The sequence below is a fragment of the Mesorhizobium sp. genome, from assembly GCF_005063415.1.
Lineage (GTDB): Bacteria > Pseudomonadota > Alphaproteobacteria > Rhizobiales > Rhizobiaceae > Mesorhizobium.
Map to the genome: position 1 here is coordinate 1 of NZ_SUEG01000068.1, position 16,144 is coordinate 16,144.

Below are 16,144 nucleotides of genomic sequence, written 5' to 3' on the forward strand. Positions count from 1 at the left end.
CGAGCATGTTAACGGCCGGCGCGAGCTCATGGAGCTTTACGAGCTGAAAGGCCAGGCGCAGGCAGAGCAGGGAACCGCGACCGAGCGAGCCGAAAGCCCGGAGCGTCGAGACGATGCGAATGACCAGTGGGATGCGGCAGTCGCCAAACACGGTGAGGCGGTTGTCGAGGCGGCAAATGACGTTCTTATGGACATCGAAACCAGTCGCGAGGGTTTGGATAGAATTGAGGCCGGTGAGCTTTCCAACGATCAAATGGTATTCCGAGCCGATATTGAGCGCGGACTCGCTCGCGCGGCGGAGCTTGCCGTCCAGGGCAACACCTATATGCGCGAGGTAGCCGAGAAGGATCCGGACCTCAAGCGGGCTATCGAGGCGGCAGAGCAGTCCGAAGAGCGGCCGGCAGAAGAGCAGGGCAAAACCCCTGCAAATGTCGATGCCGTGACCGAACAGCAGCGAGATCCTCGCCCCGAGGAGGCCGAGCGCCGGCCGGAGGAACCGGCCGAGCAGGCTCACGAACTGGCGTCGACCGTAGATGCTACAAATCGGCTGCACGATAAGTTAAACAGGGACAAGGATGCCACACAACGCGGTGGCGAAACGACGCGGTCCGATCCGGCGCAACAGCATGTTCCTCGCCTCGAGGAGTTGGAGCGCGAGGAATTGGAAAGAAGGGAACGCGACCGCGACGACCGGGATCGTTAGAGGACCATGCTTAATCGACAGGATTACGTTTATCAGAGCAGCGACCCGAAAGGTGACGAGGGTTTTGGCAAGCTATTTGCTGTCATCATCTGTTTCGTTTTCTTCCTAGGTGCACTGCAGGTTGCGTATGAAACGGTGTCTGGCTGGTACCAAAACTTCATGCAGTGGAGCAGCGAAATGCTGGCTTTTTGGGCCGGCTTCTGGCCGTTCTGATAGTTCCGGGCCCCTGGCGCTCAAGTCTTATGCAAGGATAAGAAAATGGCAGACGAACCGAACCGGAATCCGACGTGACGAAATGGCCGGTATGCAGTGGTGGAATTCGCTTACCGAGGCTGAGCGCGCGGACTGGCTGACCCTGCTCTCGCCTCTCTGAGGTGAGGCCGGACATGGTTGTGGGAGGCCGAAGGTAGGCCGCCAGTGGCGATATTCTTCGGGAGCACACCAGGTCGAGTTCACGATGCGATTTTTCTGCACCAAACGGCATATGAGGTGAAGCAGGACATATCAGTTGTCGCACTCTTGGAGAAGGATAACTCTGTGCCCGCAGATCTCCGTCGCCGCGCTAGTAATCGGCTGGCTACCCGTCCCTGTTTTTAGGCAGGATGAGGACGCTGCAGTGGCGAGAATTGTGCGCGAAGGGTTGGGACAACGACGATGAACGGAACAAACACCAATAGCGACGAAAAGCGTTTCAACGAGACGCTTAGGCGGATGCTCAAAACGCCGCCGAAGCCGCACGAGAATGGGCAATCGGACAAGCCTCACTCAAGCAAAGTGCCCCATAAAAAGAAACTGCATGGCCCTTCCGCCAAGAAAGACCATACAGAGAAGGAGTGATTTACGTCACAGTCTAGCCAGCGGCGTCGTTGGTGACCCAAACCGGCTTGCCGCTACTGCCCTTCACAAGGTCGATGCCATGCTGGCAATCAGCCTTTCGCTTATAGCCCTCGCCACTGTCGGCAATAACGAGGGTGTTGGACGCTTGATAGCGCCACCTATATTCGCCGATTTTGTCTTTGTAGATCAAAAAAGAAGGATAAGGGCGATCAGCCATGGTTTCCCCCAAAACAAGTTTATGGTCTTTCACCTACTGCTACGAAGGTGGACGTTACTCATTCGAGATTCCAGCGCCTTCGCAGCAAGATGCGGAAGCTAGAGTAAAAGCACTAGAGAACGCAATATGCGAGGGCTCGATTATCCCCTTCGTTTACGCCAGCGCAGAAATGCGGCCGCTATGGCAAGCAGCTGGTCGTGGCGCTCGGAGTCGTGATCTTGAGCGCCGTGCGGCGATTGTAACGGAAGTCGAACTCGGCAAGGTAGCGGTGCAAGTGAGCCTCGCCGCAATGCTGATAGACGCCGACCATGCCGCGCTTAAACACTGAAAACGTGTTTTCAATCGTGTTGGTGTGGACCACGCGGTCGGCTTCATAGCGAACGTATTCGCCGCCAGTGTGCTCACAGACGCCTTTGTAGCGCGCTCAACATGGAAAGAGCGGACTTTGCCGCCACGCTCGACAAGAGCCACAATGGAACGCTTGGACGAGTTGGCGGGCTTGCCGCGAATGGTGCGCTGCTTGATCGTTTCCTTCGGGCCGAAATAGGTTTCGTCGGCTTCCACGATCTTGCCTTCGCCGCCAATTGGACCAGATGAGGCTACGTTTTCCTTCATGGCTTCACGGATGCGATGAGCCATGAACCAGGCCGTCTTGTATGTGACGCCAAGCATGCGGTGCAGCTGGTGGGCGCTCATGCCTTTCTTCGAGAAAGCAAGCGCTTCAAGCAGCGGTTTTTACATACCTTTGGCGACGCGCGGACACTGCGACGTTATCTGGCCTGCAGAGATGATCGCAGGCAGATCTCTACTGTGTATGCGAAACAGATGAGTCTTCTAGGCGTGCCCCATTGAGCGAGCGGCTGCATCGCTCATTTTCCAGCGTTAGATAGCAAATGCCACCAAAATGAATTGCTGATTTGTCAAAGAGCAAACTCGTTTTCCCTGTCTAAATCGACCTTACGTATGAGCGCTCTTCAGGAGCGGATGCCTGGTCAGGTCATCCAGACGTAGAAGGTGTATCGACCCGTGGGTCTTTGCCAGTTCTTCGACTTCAGTACGGAAGCCGTTCCGACTGAAGAAAAGATAGTGCTTGCCTTTCTTCACTCTGCCATAGGTTGTCTGTTCCGACCGATTTCGCAGTGGTTTCGACCATCGCAAGGTCCATCGCCACCGAGCGTCACTTGCATTCGCCGTAAAAGAAGGAGCCGTTCAACGTCCGTCCCGCGACGTCGATGTCAAGATCCGCATGGCCCCAGACGCTCCCGACCTCCATCGCGGGAACCGAGAGACTCCTGAGCGTTCACGCGGGCATCTTTCTTGTCGGGCCACCATTGTCACGCTTTCCAAAGCCTCTGAATTGCTTAGTGTTCATTTCAACCGACCTCCAGCCATCTTCACTATCCTCCGATGATCCCAACACTCGTTGATTGACTGCGGGCAGAAATTGGGACGCCCAGGGCCGGACGTCAGAAAGTCAAAAGCCAGATTTCACTAAGAGCTTCGGACGATGCGAGGCTTGTCCTGCGTACCGCCTGTGAACTTGGGTCAGGTCTAAAATCGCGCTTTGACCCGTAGGCCGACCAGCGGACGCGACCAATTCGCGCTGCTTGACAAGGCTACGCTAATATTGCAGATTGCCGGCAATCGACACTTTGTGAGCGCGAGAGGAGCCCTGATGCGGGACAGTGAGCGGGAACAGCGAAGTCTAAACAGCGCTCTGAAGCTGCTCCGGAATGTCTCCATTTCGGAATTGGTCTATCAGCAGGTGCACGAAAAAATTCTCTTAGGCGAGCTTCTGCCCGGGGAACATATGAACGAGAACCGACTGGCCACCGCGCTCGGAGTGAGCAGGCCCTCGGTCCGCGAGGCGCTCCGGCAGCTCGAGAAGGACGGGTTGATTGAAATCACCAAGAACAAGGGGCCGTTCGTCCGCGACATGCCTCCCGAAGAGGCATGGGAGCTCTACGATATTCGTGCTTCCTTGGAAGCGCTCGCTGCAGAGCTCGCTGCGAAAAACCGCACTGACAACGATCTGAGCCTGCTCGCTCAGTGCCTCAAGAATATGGACGGCGCAATCGCACGCGGGGAAGAGCCTGCGATATTTGACCACGCGGTCAACTTTCATCGGCTGGTAGCGGCTATGTCCGGCAGTCAGAACCTGGTCGACATGCTGAAGAGCGTCTGGGGGCGGCTTGTCCTGTTCCGCAGCAAGTTCTCGCGCCTCCATCTTGGCGAGCCGGGGAACACCGAGGAAAAGCGCATCTTGGCAGCCATCCAAGAACGAGATGCCGACGCAGCATCAGCTCTTATGAAAGCTCACATCATTGGAGGAAAAGAGGGCTTGATGAGGCATGCGCAGGAGCATGAAGCGTCAGTCGGGAGGAAGACTGCTGCAGGTGGAAGGAAACAATCATGAAGTCGTCAGGACTCCTTTTCGCGGCTGCTTTGCAAAGCGCGTACGTCACCGAAGGCGCGGCGATGCCCAATGTCCCTGCGGCCATTGGCAATCGACCAACCCTCGTTGCAGAGGACGTACATAAGAGTTTCGGCAGTTTTGAGGTGCTGAAGGGAATGTCGCTCGAAGCCAACAGAGGGGACGTTATCTCGATCATTGGCAGTTCGGGTTCCGGCAAGAGCACCTTCCTGCGCTGCATGAATTTCCTCGAGATGCCGAGCAAAGGTCGGATCGCGGTCGGTCAAGACGAAATCAAAGTGGAGACCAACCATAAGGGCCGTCTGGTTGGGCTCGATCGCAAGAAAATCGACCGGATGCGGATGCAGCTTGGCATGGTGTTCCAGAGCTTCAATCTGTGGTCGCACATGTCGGTACTACAGAACGTCATGGAGGGACCTGTCCACGTGCTCAAGCAGCCGAAGAATGAAGTGCGAGACAGAGCCATGGACCTCCTGAGCAAGGTTGGTATTGCCGAAAAGCATGGGAGCTATCCCTCTGAACTGTCCGGCGGCCAGCAACAGCGTGTGAGCATTGCCCGCGCACTTGCGATGCAGCCGGCCGCTCTTCTGTTCGACGAGCCCACATCTGCGCTTGATCCAGAGCTAGTGGGCGAGGTCTTGAAGGTTGTCCGGCAGCTTGCGGAAGAAGGCCGCACCATGATCGTGGTCACTCATGAAATAGGTTTCGCTCGGGAAGTTTCAAGTAAGGTGGTCTTTCTGGATAAAGGGAGGATCGAAGAACAAGGGACGCCAGAAGAAGTATTCAGGAACCCCTCCTCGCAGAGGTGTCGAGAATTCCTCGCAAGCGTTCTGTGAATTGATCGTAATGCCTGCATTGAATGAAGCATCAAATAACAAGAGAGGTGAGAACATGAAAATCTTCAAAATAAATGCAATGGTCGCGATTCTTTCTGGTGCTGCATGTGTGGGAGGGCAAGCAGTGGCTAAGGATTATAAGAATATCTCCATAGCAACGGAAGCATCTTACGCTCCCTTCGATTACAAGGACGCCGGCGGCAATCTGATGGGTTTCGACATCGATCTCGGCAAGGATCTTTGCAGCCGCATGAAAGTCGAGTGCACCGTCGTGGAGCAGGCTTGGGACGGGATCATACCGTCGCTTGTCGCTGGTCGTTATGACGTGATCCTCGCCGCAATGGACATCCAACCTGCTCGCGAAAAGATCATCTCTTTCACGCAACCCTATATCAGGACGCCGATCCGTTTCATCGCCCCGGCCGGCAGCCCCTTACTCGAATTCAAGAGTGACTTGGACAGCCTTGCGCTTGATGACGTGAGTCCCGAGGAACGGGCGGCACTTGATAAACTGGGTGAGGCCCTCAAGGGAAAGAAAGTCGGAGTGCAGGTCAGCACAACCACCGAGAGCTTCATGAAAGAGCTGCTGCCGAATGTTGAATTGGCAAGCTACGACACTGCCGACAACATGATTCTTGACCTGAACTCTGGTCGGATTGATGCGAGCTTATCCTCGTTGGCTCGTCTCAAGCCGTTGACCGAAAAACCCGAAGGTAAGAATCTCAAAATCTTCGGGCCAAACATGACCGGCGGACCTTTTGGCAAGGGTACTGGCATCGGCGTCCGCAAGGAAGACGAGCAGCTGCGCGAAATGTTTAACAAGGCGATCGCCGAAGCGATTGCCGACGGCACGATGAAGAATCTGTCGATGAAATGGTTCGGCTACGACGCGACACCGCTGAATTGATGCTCCTGTGGAATTGGGGCGCTTAGCCAATGCTCGGCGCTCCGATCTCACCTCCATGCCAATTTGAGTGGTAACCATGGATCTTACACAACTTGCATGGGGTGACGCTGGCTGGGGCGACGAGTTGGCCCGTGGTGCAGTCATGACATTTGTGGTCGCAACTTTCGCCTTCGCCTTGGGCATTCTTATTGGTTCAGCTTTTGCTGCTGCAAAGCTGTCAAGGTTCTGGGGGCTTAGACTCCTCGGCGATTTTTACACAACCGTTGTGCGAGGCGTTCCGGAGCTGCTGATCATCTTTCTCGTTTTCTTTGGGGGCGGATCAATGCTCCGCTACCTCGGAAATTCGCTTTTCGGGTTCGAGGGCTATGTGGAGCCGCCTGTCTTCGTCATTGGCATATTGTGCATCGGTGTGAGCGCCGGGGCCTACGCGACCGAGGTTATTCGTGCTGCCGTTCTCGCGATCCCGAAGGGTCAAATCGAGGCCGCAAGGGCGATCGGAATGGGGCCAACCCTTCGTCTGCGTCGAATTCTGATTCCGCAGGCTGCGCGGTTTGCGCTGCCGAGCATGGGCAACGTCTGGCAATATACCCTGAAGGATACCTCTCTGATCTCTGTGGTCGGCCTCGTGGAGATTATGCGCGCCGCCGCGGTTGGGGCTGGTTCAACGAAAGAGCCGTTTACCTTCTATCTCGCGGCATTTGTTCTCTTCCTCTTGCTGACCTCCCTGTCCAACCGTGGATTTATCCGGGCTGAAAAATGGGCAAATCGCGGAGTAAGGAGCCAGTAATGGATTTCGATGCCATGCGGGATGCATTCCCGAAACTTATTGCCGCCGTACCCACGACCCTAACATTGGCTGCAGTTTCGCTTTGTCTGGGCTTCGGGCTTGCCGTGCCATTGGCCTTGATGCGTGTGTCAAAAAGTCGGCTTCTTTCTGGCCTGGCGTACGCCTACGTGTATGTAATCCGTTCAACACCGCTCCTAGTTCAAATGTTCCTGATCTACTATGGATCCGGGCAGTTCAGAGCCTTCTTTGAAGCGGCCGGTTTATGGGTTCTCTTCCGGGATGCCTGGTTCTGCGCGATCCTTGCTCTCACACTTAGTACGGCCGCCTACAGCACCGAAATCATCCGAGGCGCTATACAGGCTGTTCCGCTGGGTCAAGTTGAGGCGGCTCGCGCAGTCGGAATGTCAGGTGTCCTGCAATTCCGTCGCGTTGTCTTTCCCATCGCGATGCGCCTTGCACTGCCTGCTTACGGCAACGAAATTATCCTTATGGTTAAGTCGACTTCGCTCGCTTCGACGATCACGATTGTGGAAGTCACCGGGGTGGCGAAGCAGATCATCTCCAACACATTCCAGCCGGTCGAAGTCTTCGTGATCGCAGGCGCTATCTACCTGTCAATTAATTTCATAGTCAGCCGCGCCGTCACGGTAACCGAGATATGGCTCAATCCTCATTTGCGCACCGAGCGTGCCATCCGGTCCACGACCGCCGCGGCAATCCATTAATGGATTGGCGCATGGGCTCGGCCCAACACGCCCGGTCCTCGCCTCCATTGTTCCAGGAATTTAGAATGAACGAGAAAACAACCACAGAGACCATTGCTCCGATTGTGAGCGCAGATGTGTTCGAAATCGAAGCAAAGCTTTGCGTACCTTACAAGCTGACCGAAGGAGTATTGATCGCAACCCAGGCAGTCCTCGTGAAGCTCACAGACGCTGACGGTATTGTGGGGTGGGGCGAAGCCAATCCCGCCGAGACGGTGGATGGCGAGACGCCGGCCGGCGTGATGCGTGTCCTGAAGGAGACGCTGTTGCCCACAGTTCTCCGCGCAGCGGAGCCAATGCCAGGCACGATCGACGCGTTGGTCGACTCGCTTCTCCCGAGCCACCTCTGCGCTAAAGGCGCCGTGTCGATGGCATTGCTGGACATTCTTGGCAAACGGTTGAACGTTTCGGCGGCGATGCTTCTCGGGGGGGCGATCCGCCGCTCTCTGCCGGTCCTGTGGCCTTTGAGCAATGGCACAGCTGAAGACGATATTCCCATCATCGAAGAGCGCGCTGCCCAAGGTTTCTCGAGCTTCATGCTGAAAATGGGTACTTCGCCCATCGCTAGCGAGATCAAACGTGTGGCGGCTTTGGAGGCCCGATACGGCGAGAGCATCAAGCTCATTGCAGATGCAAATCAAGGTTGGAGCCTCGATCAAGCGCGGGAGTTCCTGGCTGGGATAACCAGCTCGAAACTTGCCTTTGTCGAAGAGCCTTTGTCAAATGACATTACTAAAGGCATGGCGGAACTGTCGGGCGCAAGCCAGTTTCCGCTGTCGGCGGATGAATCGATTATTGAACACACTGATGCTGCTCACCTCGCTGCCGCCGGTGCGGCAAAGGTTTTCAGCATCAAGAGCAGCAAGAATGGCGGGCCTCTGCGCGCGCAGCGCATCGCCGCAACCGCGGAAGCATTCGGCATCCAATGCTACATGAATTCGATGATCGAGTTCGGCATTACACAGGCCGCCTCGCTCCAACATGCAGTCACGGTTAGAAACCTCATCGACATTGGTCACGCTTTCATGTCGACCATGCGTCTGGTTGAGGACCCGACGGATTTTTCGTCTTTCGTGCGCAAGGGCATGGTGCATCTGCCGGAGCGTCCAGGATTGGGCGTTGCGATCGATGAGGACCATGTGCGCCGGCTGACGACGTCCAGTTTCGTGCTCGGGGCAGAGAAATGACCAGTTCCTCCAGCAACGATGTGCGTGCGAACGATGCAAAACGTTGACTTGCTCGTCATAGGCGGCGGCCTTGTCGGCGCGGCCATCGCTTGGGGACTTGCCCGCTCAGGCGTGAAGCCGCTTGTCCTCGATGGCTCGGACTTAGACCTGCGGGCGTCGAGAGCGAATTTCGCGTTGGTGTGGGTACAAGGTAAAGGTTTGCATGCCCCCCATTATGCGCTGTGGTCCTACAGCTCGGCGAAGATATGGCCGACGATGGCTGCTGCGCTCTATGAGGATAGCGGCATCGACGTAGGCCTCATTCAAAACGGTGGCTTCACGTTTGCACTTGCGGATGAGGAACTCGAAGCCATTCAGGCGGACATGGAATGCATCGCCTCCGAAACGGCCGCCCATGCTCCAATCTTCGAAGTACTGGACAGATGTCAGACACGCGAACGTTTGACGCATGTTGGACCTGATGTCGTGGGATCGGTCTATTCCCCAGCGGACGGCCATGTAAACGCGCTTCGATTATTTCATGCGTTGCATGCGGCAATGATCGGAAGAGGGGCGAGCTATCGAGCCAATCACAAGGTGGACGCGATCCGGCCCGTGGCCGATGGCTTCATCGTCACGGGCGATGGCTTTTCGATTATGTCCCGCAAGATTGTGCTCGCGGCCGGACTTGAAAATGAAAGGCTCGCCCCGATGGTGGGCCTTTCATGTCCGCTCAAGCGAAGCAAGGGGCAGGTTCTTGTCACCGAAAAGTGCAAGCCTTTTCTACCCTGTCTGTCACCAACGATCCGTCAAACTGATGAAGGCGGCGTCATGATCGGTGACAGCGAAGAGACGGACAGCTCCAGCATAGCGACGTCTTCGGACATCACTGCCGTCCTTGCAAGCCGTGCAATTCGGGTTTTCCCGTCTCTTGCAAACTTGAGCGTGGTGCGCAGCTGGACCGGATTCAGGGTCAAAACCGCCGATGGTGTACCGATCTATGATCGCTCCCCCAGGCATCCAAGCGCATTCCTGGTGGCTTGCCATTCAGGGGTGACGCTTGCGGCGAACCATGCCCTGGTCGTGGCCCCGCAGATCTCCGCCTCACAGCTGAGCGAAGAGCTCAGCTCATTTTCAGCAAGGAGGTTTCATGCTGAGCAGATTGCGTGAAATCGAACAGTCCGTTCACTTCACCTTCGACGGCGCGTCGATGCGAGCAGAGCGCGGGGACATGCTCGCCACCGCTCTGCTTGCCGCCGGCGTGCATCAGGTGCGTCATTCGGTGGTCAGCGGAGCTCCTCGCGCTCCGTATTGCCTGATGGGTGTCTGCTTCGAATGCCTCGTCACCGTCGATGGTGTTCAAAATCGCCAGGCCTGTCTCATTGAAGTTGAGGGCGGGATGACCGTGCTGAGCCAAAATGGTGCATCGAGCTTGCCTCCACGTTCCGGACCTGACGAAGGGCGTGAGGTATTATGACAGCGCGTGTTGTGTCCAAGGCAGAAGACTTGCTCCCCGTCTATGACATCCTGATCGTTGGGGCAGGGCCGGCGGGAATGGCGGCTGCGATAGAAGCGTCTAAAGCGGGTGCACGGGTTGTCGTGCTGGACGAAAACCCTCGTCCCGGTGGTCAGATATACCGCGAAATCACGCGCAACCGGCCCGGCGAGCGAAGCTATCTCGGCTCCGACTACTGGAAGGGAAAACCGCTTGCAGATTTGTTCGCCGAGTGCAGCGGAGACTATGCTGCGAAAGCGACCGTGTGGAGCATCGAGCACACCGAAGATGGGGAGGGCAAGGATCATCATCGCGTGGGGCTGACGGTAGCTGGTGTTGCGCGCATGATTGAGGCGGCTGCCGTGGTCCTTGCGACCGGTGCTCAAGAAAGGCCCATGTCCGTCCCCGGGTGGACTCTGCCGGGTGTCATGACGGCCGGTGCAGCCCAGATCGCACTCAAATCCTCCGGTGTCGTGCCGAGCGCACCGGTCGTCCTCGCAGGCTGCGGGCCGCTTTTATACCTCCTTGCGAGCCAGCTTGCCGATGCAGGCGGGCACAACATCACTCTTCTTGATACGTCGCAATCGCTCCTCCGGTGGGAAGCATTGCGCCACCTGCCAGGATTTCTGGGCTCGCCGTATCTGGTAAAGGGGCTTGGCCTTCTCCTCAAAACGAAACGCCATATTCGTGTGGTGACCCGAGTTCAATCGCTCGCGATCCTTGGGCAAAATACCGTCGAGGGCGTTCGTTTCGCGACTCGCCTGAAAACTGAAGCACTTCAAGCCGAGACCGTTCTGCTGCATCAGGGCGTTGTACCGGCCATCAATCTTGCAACTGCCGCCGGTTGCCCCTTGATGTGGAACGAGCGCCAACGCGCTTTCCAGCCAGTGACGGACGCCGAGGGGCGCACACCAAGGCGAGGCATTCTCATCGCGGGAGACAGCGCCGGCATCGTGGGCGCTCAAGCAGCCGAAATGGGCGGACGGATTGCCGCCCTGGCTGCTCTTTCGGACCTCGGCCTCGCAAAGTCGGCCTCATTGATCAGGGACCTTCAGGGACGACGCCAGCGCTTCTTTCAGGGCAGAGACTTCCTGGACGCGCTGTACTCGCCTGCGCGTGCTTTTCTCGTCCCCTCCGATCCAGAAACGATCGTGTGTCGCTGTGAAGAGATTTCGGCGGGCAAGCTTCGCGAGGTGATTACGCTCGGACCACCCGGTCCGAACCAATTGAAGACTTTCATTCGCTGCGGAATGGGACCGTGCCAGGGGCGCCTCTGCGCCGCCACGGTCACGGAAATCATGGCCGCTGCGAAAGGGATGAATCCTGGCGAGATAGGCACCTATCGTCTGCGCTCTCCGGTAAAGCCGGTTCGCCTTGCTGAGCTGGCGGCCCTTCCGCATGCGCCGCGCGCCTTGAAGGCCGTGACCGGCAGAGATCCGGTTGATCACCAATTCAAGGAAGAAGGACACTCGTTATGACCGAACGGCTGCTTTGTGCGCCTACCCTCCATCGCGTCGTTAAGCACAACGGCATAGCCTACATCGGCGGCATCGTCGCCGACGGCGACAGCCAGGACATGGCCGGCCAGACCCGGGAAGTATTGGCCAAGCTCGACACGTACCTGAAAGAGGCGAGATCGGACCGATCGAAGCTGCTCGCAAGACATGAATGTCAAACCGGAGATGGACGCGGTGTGGAAAGAGTGGTTCGCGCCGGAAGACCTGCCAGCCCGCGCAACGATCGGTATTGCTGACCTCGGCGAGAGGGCCCTGATCGAACTCATTGCCACTTCGCATTACTGAGTCCTTCGAGCGATCGAGCCGTCTCAGGCTGCGATGGAAATTTCTCGCTGACGGGGAGGGCTCAATGAACACGAGACCTGCGAATTGGAAAAGCCGGCGGCCAACCAGCCGAAAATTCGGCAATCATCTCAGCGTCGCTGTTTTTGGTGCGCATCAAGGGTAAACGCACATCCGCTAGATTAAGGAGCTAGCAAACGCATGCAAGAAAAACTGAACGTCATCCCCTTCGTCAGCGTCGACCACATGATGAAGCTGGTGAACACAACCGGCGTGGGGCGATTTCTTATTGAGCTTGCCGCGTACATCGAGGAAGACTTCCTACGCTGGGAAAGCTTTGACAAGACACCGCGCGTCGCCTCTCATAGCGTTGACGGTGTCATCGAACTGATGCCCGCTAGTGACGGCGAAACGTACAGTTTCAAATACGTCAACGGCCATTTGAAGAACACGCACTTCGGGCGCCAGACGGTCACTGCCTTCGGGGTGCTCGCTGATGTTGGCAGCGGCTACCCTATGTTGCTGACGGAGATGACGATACTGACGGCGCTCAGGACCGCGGCGATGTCGGCCATCGCCGCCAAGTATCTTTCCCCAACGGGCGCGCGGACCATGGCCATAATTGGCAACGGCGCCCAGTCGGAGTTCCAAGCGATCGCTTTCAAAGAGATCGTCGGCGTCGACAAACTCCGACTTTACGATCTCGATTCCACCGCCACCGCCCGATGTCGGAAGAACCTGGCCGGCATGGGCTTCGAGATCAAGGCCTGCGCCTCCTCGCAGGAAGCTGTCGAAGGAGCCGAAATCGTCACCACCGTGACGGCCGACAAGCAGTATGCGACGATCCTGACCGACAACATGGTTGGCCCTGGCATCCACATCAACGCGGTCGGTGGTGACTGCCCCGGCAAGACAGAGCTCCACCGCGACATCCTTCTGCGGTCGGACATCTTCGTCGAATACCTGCCACAGACGCGGATCGAGGGCGAAATCCAGCAACTCGATCCCGATCATACGGTGATAGAGCTCTGGCAGGTGATTGCGGGGATAGTGCCAGGCCGCTCGGGCGACCGCCAGATCACGCTGTTCGATTCGGTCGGCTTTGCCATCGAGGATTTCTCCGCGCTGCGCTATGTGCGCGACCGAGTTAAGGACACCGGCCTCTATGAGGAGCTCGATCTCCTTGCCGATCCCGACGACCCGCGCGATCTCTTTGGCATGATCCTGCGCGCTGCGAAGGCAGCTCCCGTGCCTCAGAAGATCGGAGCGATCCGATGAGCAGGCAGTCCGTACAGGCCCCCAAGGGTGTCGTGATGATCCGGCCGCGTCACTTCACACCGAACCCGATGACCGCCGCCGACAACTCGTTTCAGTCAAATGACGAGAAGGGTGCCGCCGCGGCGGTTTCGAGCGCGGCATACGACGAGGTGACGCGTATGGCGGAAGGTCTCGCCGCTGCTGGTGTCACCGTCCATGTCTTCGAAGATAGGGCAATGACAACGCCCGATTCCGTATTTCCCAACAACTGGTTTTCGACCCACTCGGGCGGACATGTCGCCGTCTATCCGATGTACTCGGCCAATCGGCAAAAAGAGCGTCGCGGTGACGTGATCGAGATGTTGAAGAACGAATATCGGGTCCAGGACATCATCGACTATTCAGGCCTCGAGAAAGACAATGTCTTTCTTGAGGGCACCGGCGCCATGGTCCTCGATCACATTGGTCGGGTTGCCTATGCCATACGCTCAAACCGCACCAATGAATTGGCGCTTGAACGGTTTTGCACGCACTTCAACTTCGAGCCGATGGTCTTCAATGCCACCGATCGCAGCGGCAGGCCGATCTATCACACGAATGTGCTGATGTGCATCGCGACCGATTTTGCGCTGCTGGGGGCGCAGATGATTCCCGATCTCCGACGCCGGCAGGAGATCATTGCCCGGCTGGAGGAAACCGGTCGTCAAGTTATCGAGCTTTCAATCGGAGAGATCGAGAACTTCGCCGGCAATGCAATAGAGCTGGAAGGCCGGGAAGGCCGTATGCTAGCTCTTTCAGCTCGTGCCCAGGGGGCGTTGAATCGGAAGCAGATATCAACGATCGAGCGTTCCGCAAAGCTCTTGTCGTTTGACGTTTCGACGATCGAGCTCGCCGGAGGCTCGGTGCGGTGCATGCTTGCTGGAATTCACTTGTCGCGGCGCGCGGCACCGACGGAACACCTGTTGTTCGCGGCTGAATAAGAGCCGCCTATTCAAAACATCTATGGGGATAGCCAACAATGTCGCAGACCAGATCAGTCTATGAGTTCAACTCGGCAATCGTCCGAGAGCCCTCCTCCTCCGTCGTCAACGGCCTGCGCGCCAACGATCGTGGCGGTCCGACTTACGAAGGTGTCAAGGCCGAGCACGAAGCCTATATCTCGGCCCTACGCAATGCCGGCGTCGCGGTCAAAGTCCTTCCGCCGCTTGAGATCTTCCCCGACTCCCTCTTCGTCGAGGACCCGGCTCTCGTGTTTACCAGTGGCGCGATTCTACTTCGTCCTGGCACGCCAAGCCGTGTCGACGAAACAGTGGAACTCATCCCGGTCCTGCGCGACATGTTTGAGACTGTGCTGGAACTGCCGGCTCCTGGCCAGGCGGACGGGGGCGACATCATGTATACGCCGATGGGGGTGCTGATTGGCCTCTCGGCGCGCACCGATAGAATAGGCGCAGAGGCGCTAATTGCCTGCATCGGAAAGCTCGGTGGAAAGGCCCAGGTGGCCGAGACACCAAAAGGTGTTTTGCACTTCAAAACAGCATCGTCGCTGCTCGACGACGAATCCGTGATTTCGACGGCTGCACTTGCCGACGCTGCCGCATTCAATGGTTTCCGCAGAATCGTCGTCCCGGAAGGCGAAGAACCAGCTGCGAATGTGCTTCGGGTCAATGACGTCGTCTTCGCCAGTGCCCACTACCCTCGCACTCTCGAGATGCTTGACAAGGAGGGCTATAGGGTCGTTCCACTGAAGACTGTCGAAATCGAGAAAATTGACGCCGGGCTTTCCTGCATGTCACTCCGCTGGTATCGGGAAACCAAATAGGCTGCTCTCGGAGAGCCGCGATCACATTGGCTTAGCAGGAGCACCCACAGCGTGAGGCCTGCAGGCACCCTCGTTCAATCATAACGAAACCAAATCGATCAACCCCGTTTTATCTCCCTTCAACACATAATGCCGCCCCGATTCAACCTGGATAGGTTCTTGCAGAGGGTGGAAGGCGGCCAACCAATGCCCGCTCCGACCCTTGGAAGTGACGAGGAATTTCCCAAAATGGGCATCAAAATATGACGTCATTCCGTGGCAGAGACCCGTATTGTGGGTTATGATATGGTGCTCTACCCGATCCAGAGTGTTTGGATTTAGATAATCATAGTTCCTTAAAACAAAGGTTGGCGAGAGAGGTACCGGATCGTGCTGCATCTGACTTACCGGGAAGTAAGAGTGTTCCGAAAACAAATTAAAACCAGAAAGATCGAATCCGCATTGGTTGAACACGGAATTTCTCTGAAAAGCCTTGGCGTCAGTGCAGAGAAAGCCGAATTGCTGGACCCAATTCGGCATAATGACTGTAGTGGAACTCGCGATCTGCCGGATGTCCTCGGCAATCATTTCATATCCCTCACCAACGACTCCAGCGTCCAATGTCTCCGTGAAAATGATGTCGGGTGCTGAAGGAAGATCGCCGTCAAGAATAGCTTGCCTCGACGATTTTGCAATCACCGCGATGCGGTCCTGCAACTCGTTGGCCCTGATAATCTGCCGCGCCGCGCCAGCAATTCGCTCGTCCATCTCGCATGAGAATACCTTTCGAGCCCCGTACCTAGCGAAGAGCATCGCCGGAAGACCAGCCCCAGTTCCTATTTCAACAATAGTTTTCCCTCTGACATTAGAAGATGCAATCGCCGCTTCAATTGCCGCATTTCGTGCGGAGTCGTGCATCATTGTGAAATGCCACCGGGGAACTTTAGCATCCGCGTGAGCGACTGTATTTGTTTCATTCATTTGATACCTCCAGTTCGGCGTCCACTCTAAAAAACTTCAAAGCACCTCTTCCGAAGGCCAAAAGCTGCTCTTCCTCAAATCTCAAGCTTCCGTACGGCATGGGGCTGCAAAAATCGTGCCGTGTCCGCCACGCGGTGCAGCGGGGCTGCAAATGCCTCTG

General features: G+C 56.8%; 17 protein-coding genes and 2 pseudogenes. 16 read left to right on the forward strand and 3 right to left on the reverse strand.

The genetic code is table 11. The features are described 5' to 3' along the window. From E5W70_RS18410 to E5W70_RS18420, 3 genes and pseudogenes are all read left to right on the forward strand, one after another. Positions 1-703: pseudogene (locus tag E5W70_RS18410) on the forward strand (conjugal transfer protein TraA); the annotation flags it as partial. Positions 704-709: 6 nt separating this feature from the next. Beyond that, positions 710-916 (forward strand): hypothetical protein, encoded by a 207-nt coding sequence (locus E5W70_RS18415; RefSeq protein ID WP_292660508.1) that lies wholly within the window; start codon positions 710-712, stop codon positions 914-916. A 441-nt stretch (positions 917-1,357) separates the two neighbouring features. Then, complete coding sequence (locus E5W70_RS18420; RefSeq protein ID WP_292660510.1) at positions 1,358-1,540, forward strand: hypothetical protein; 183 nt, start codon at positions 1,358-1,360, stop codon at positions 1,538-1,540. Positions 1,541-1,553: 13 nt separating this feature from the next. On the opposite strand, the gene E5W70_RS18425 is transcribed toward E5W70_RS18420, so the two are convergent. Next, positions 1,554-1,757 carry a DUF1508 domain-containing protein gene (locus tag E5W70_RS18425; protein WP_292660512.1) on the reverse strand — a complete coding sequence of 68 codons (204 nt, stop codon included), beginning with the start codon at positions 1,755-1,757 and terminating at the stop codon, positions 1,554-1,556. Positions 1,758-1,897: 140 nt separating this feature from the next. Further along, positions 1,898-2,474: pseudogene (locus E5W70_RS18430) on the reverse strand (IS1595 family transposase); the annotation flags it as partial. 958 nt (positions 2,475-3,432) lie between these two features. Here E5W70_RS18430 and E5W70_RS18435 point away from each other — a divergent pair. The 13 genes from E5W70_RS18435 to E5W70_RS18495 all read left to right on the forward strand — a co-directional run bounded on the left by E5W70_RS18435 (position 3,433) and on the right by E5W70_RS18495 (position 15,024). Next, the gene (locus E5W70_RS18435) at positions 3,433-4,173 is read left to right on the forward strand and encodes a GntR family transcriptional regulator (protein WP_292660516.1); all 741 of its coding nucleotides are present in this window, start codon (positions 3,433-3,435) and stop codon (positions 4,171-4,173) included. A 62-nt stretch (positions 4,174-4,235) separates the two neighbouring features. Continuing rightward, positions 4,236-5,027: an ATP-binding cassette domain-containing protein gene (locus E5W70_RS18440; RefSeq protein WP_292660583.1), complete on the forward strand. Its 792-nt coding sequence runs from the start codon at positions 4,236-4,238 to the stop codon at positions 5,025-5,027. A gap of 55 nt (positions 5,028-5,082) precedes the next feature. Beyond that, positions 5,083-5,934, forward strand: a complete 852-nt coding sequence (locus E5W70_RS18445; RefSeq protein WP_292660520.1) for a lysine/arginine/ornithine ABC transporter substrate-binding protein — start codon at positions 5,083-5,085, stop codon at positions 5,932-5,934. Positions 5,935-6,010: 76 nt separating this feature from the next. After that, positions 6,011-6,721: an ABC transporter permease gene (locus E5W70_RS18450; RefSeq protein ID WP_292660522.1), complete on the forward strand. Its 711-nt coding sequence runs from the start codon at positions 6,011-6,013 to the stop codon at positions 6,719-6,721. Next, positions 6,721-7,446, forward strand: coding sequence for an ABC transporter permease (locus tag E5W70_RS18455; RefSeq protein WP_292660525.1), 726 nt, complete (start codon positions 6,721-6,723; stop codon positions 7,444-7,446). The genes E5W70_RS18450 and E5W70_RS18455 overlap by 1 nt, the downstream gene beginning before the upstream one ends. Before the next feature lie 65 nt (positions 7,447-7,511). After that, positions 7,512-8,672, forward strand: coding sequence for an enolase C-terminal domain-like protein (locus E5W70_RS18460; RefSeq protein WP_292660528.1), 1,161 nt, complete (start codon positions 7,512-7,514; stop codon positions 8,670-8,672). A 33-nt stretch (positions 8,673-8,705) separates the two neighbouring features. Beyond that, on the forward strand, positions 8,706-9,821 hold the full coding sequence (locus E5W70_RS18465; protein ID WP_292660531.1) for an FAD-dependent oxidoreductase: 1,116 nt from the start codon (positions 8,706-8,708) through the stop codon (positions 9,819-9,821). Then, a complete protein-coding gene (locus E5W70_RS18470; protein ID WP_292660534.1) occupies positions 9,802-10,128 on the forward strand; it encodes a (2Fe-2S)-binding protein in 327 nt (108 codons plus the stop codon). The genes E5W70_RS18465 and E5W70_RS18470 overlap by 20 nt, the downstream gene beginning before the upstream one ends. Further along, complete coding sequence (locus tag E5W70_RS18475; RefSeq protein ID WP_292660536.1) at positions 10,125-11,624, forward strand: NAD(P)/FAD-dependent oxidoreductase; 1,500 nt, start codon at positions 10,125-10,127, stop codon at positions 11,622-11,624. The genes E5W70_RS18470 and E5W70_RS18475 overlap by 4 nt, the downstream gene beginning before the upstream one ends. Next, a complete protein-coding gene (locus tag E5W70_RS18480; RefSeq protein WP_366509717.1) occupies positions 11,621-11,899 on the forward strand; it encodes a hypothetical protein in 279 nt (92 codons plus the stop codon). Before E5W70_RS18475 ends, E5W70_RS18480 begins: the two co-directional genes overlap by 4 nt. 247 nt (positions 11,900-12,146) lie before the next feature. Next, complete coding sequence (locus tag E5W70_RS18485) at positions 12,147-13,223, forward strand: ornithine cyclodeaminase (RefSeq protein WP_292660538.1); 1,077 nt, start codon at positions 12,147-12,149, stop codon at positions 13,221-13,223. Next, the gene (gene ctlX / locus E5W70_RS18490) at positions 13,220-14,182 is read left to right on the forward strand and encodes a citrulline utilization hydrolase CtlX (protein ID WP_292660541.1); all 963 of its coding nucleotides are present in this window, start codon (positions 13,220-13,222) and stop codon (positions 14,180-14,182) included. Before E5W70_RS18485 ends, ctlX begins: the two co-directional genes overlap by 4 nt. Positions 14,183-14,220: 38 nt before the next feature. Beyond that, positions 14,221-15,024: a dimethylarginine dimethylaminohydrolase gene (locus E5W70_RS18495; RefSeq protein ID WP_292660544.1), complete on the forward strand. Its 804-nt coding sequence runs from the start codon at positions 14,221-14,223 to the stop codon at positions 15,022-15,024. Between the two features lie 78 nt (positions 15,025-15,102). Here E5W70_RS18495 and E5W70_RS18500 read toward each other — a convergent pair whose 3' ends face one another. Next, positions 15,103-15,984, reverse strand: a complete 882-nt coding sequence (locus tag E5W70_RS18500) for a 50S ribosomal protein L11 methyltransferase (RefSeq protein WP_292660546.1) — start codon at positions 15,982-15,984, stop codon at positions 15,103-15,105. Positions 15,985-16,144: the final 160 nt, after the last annotated feature.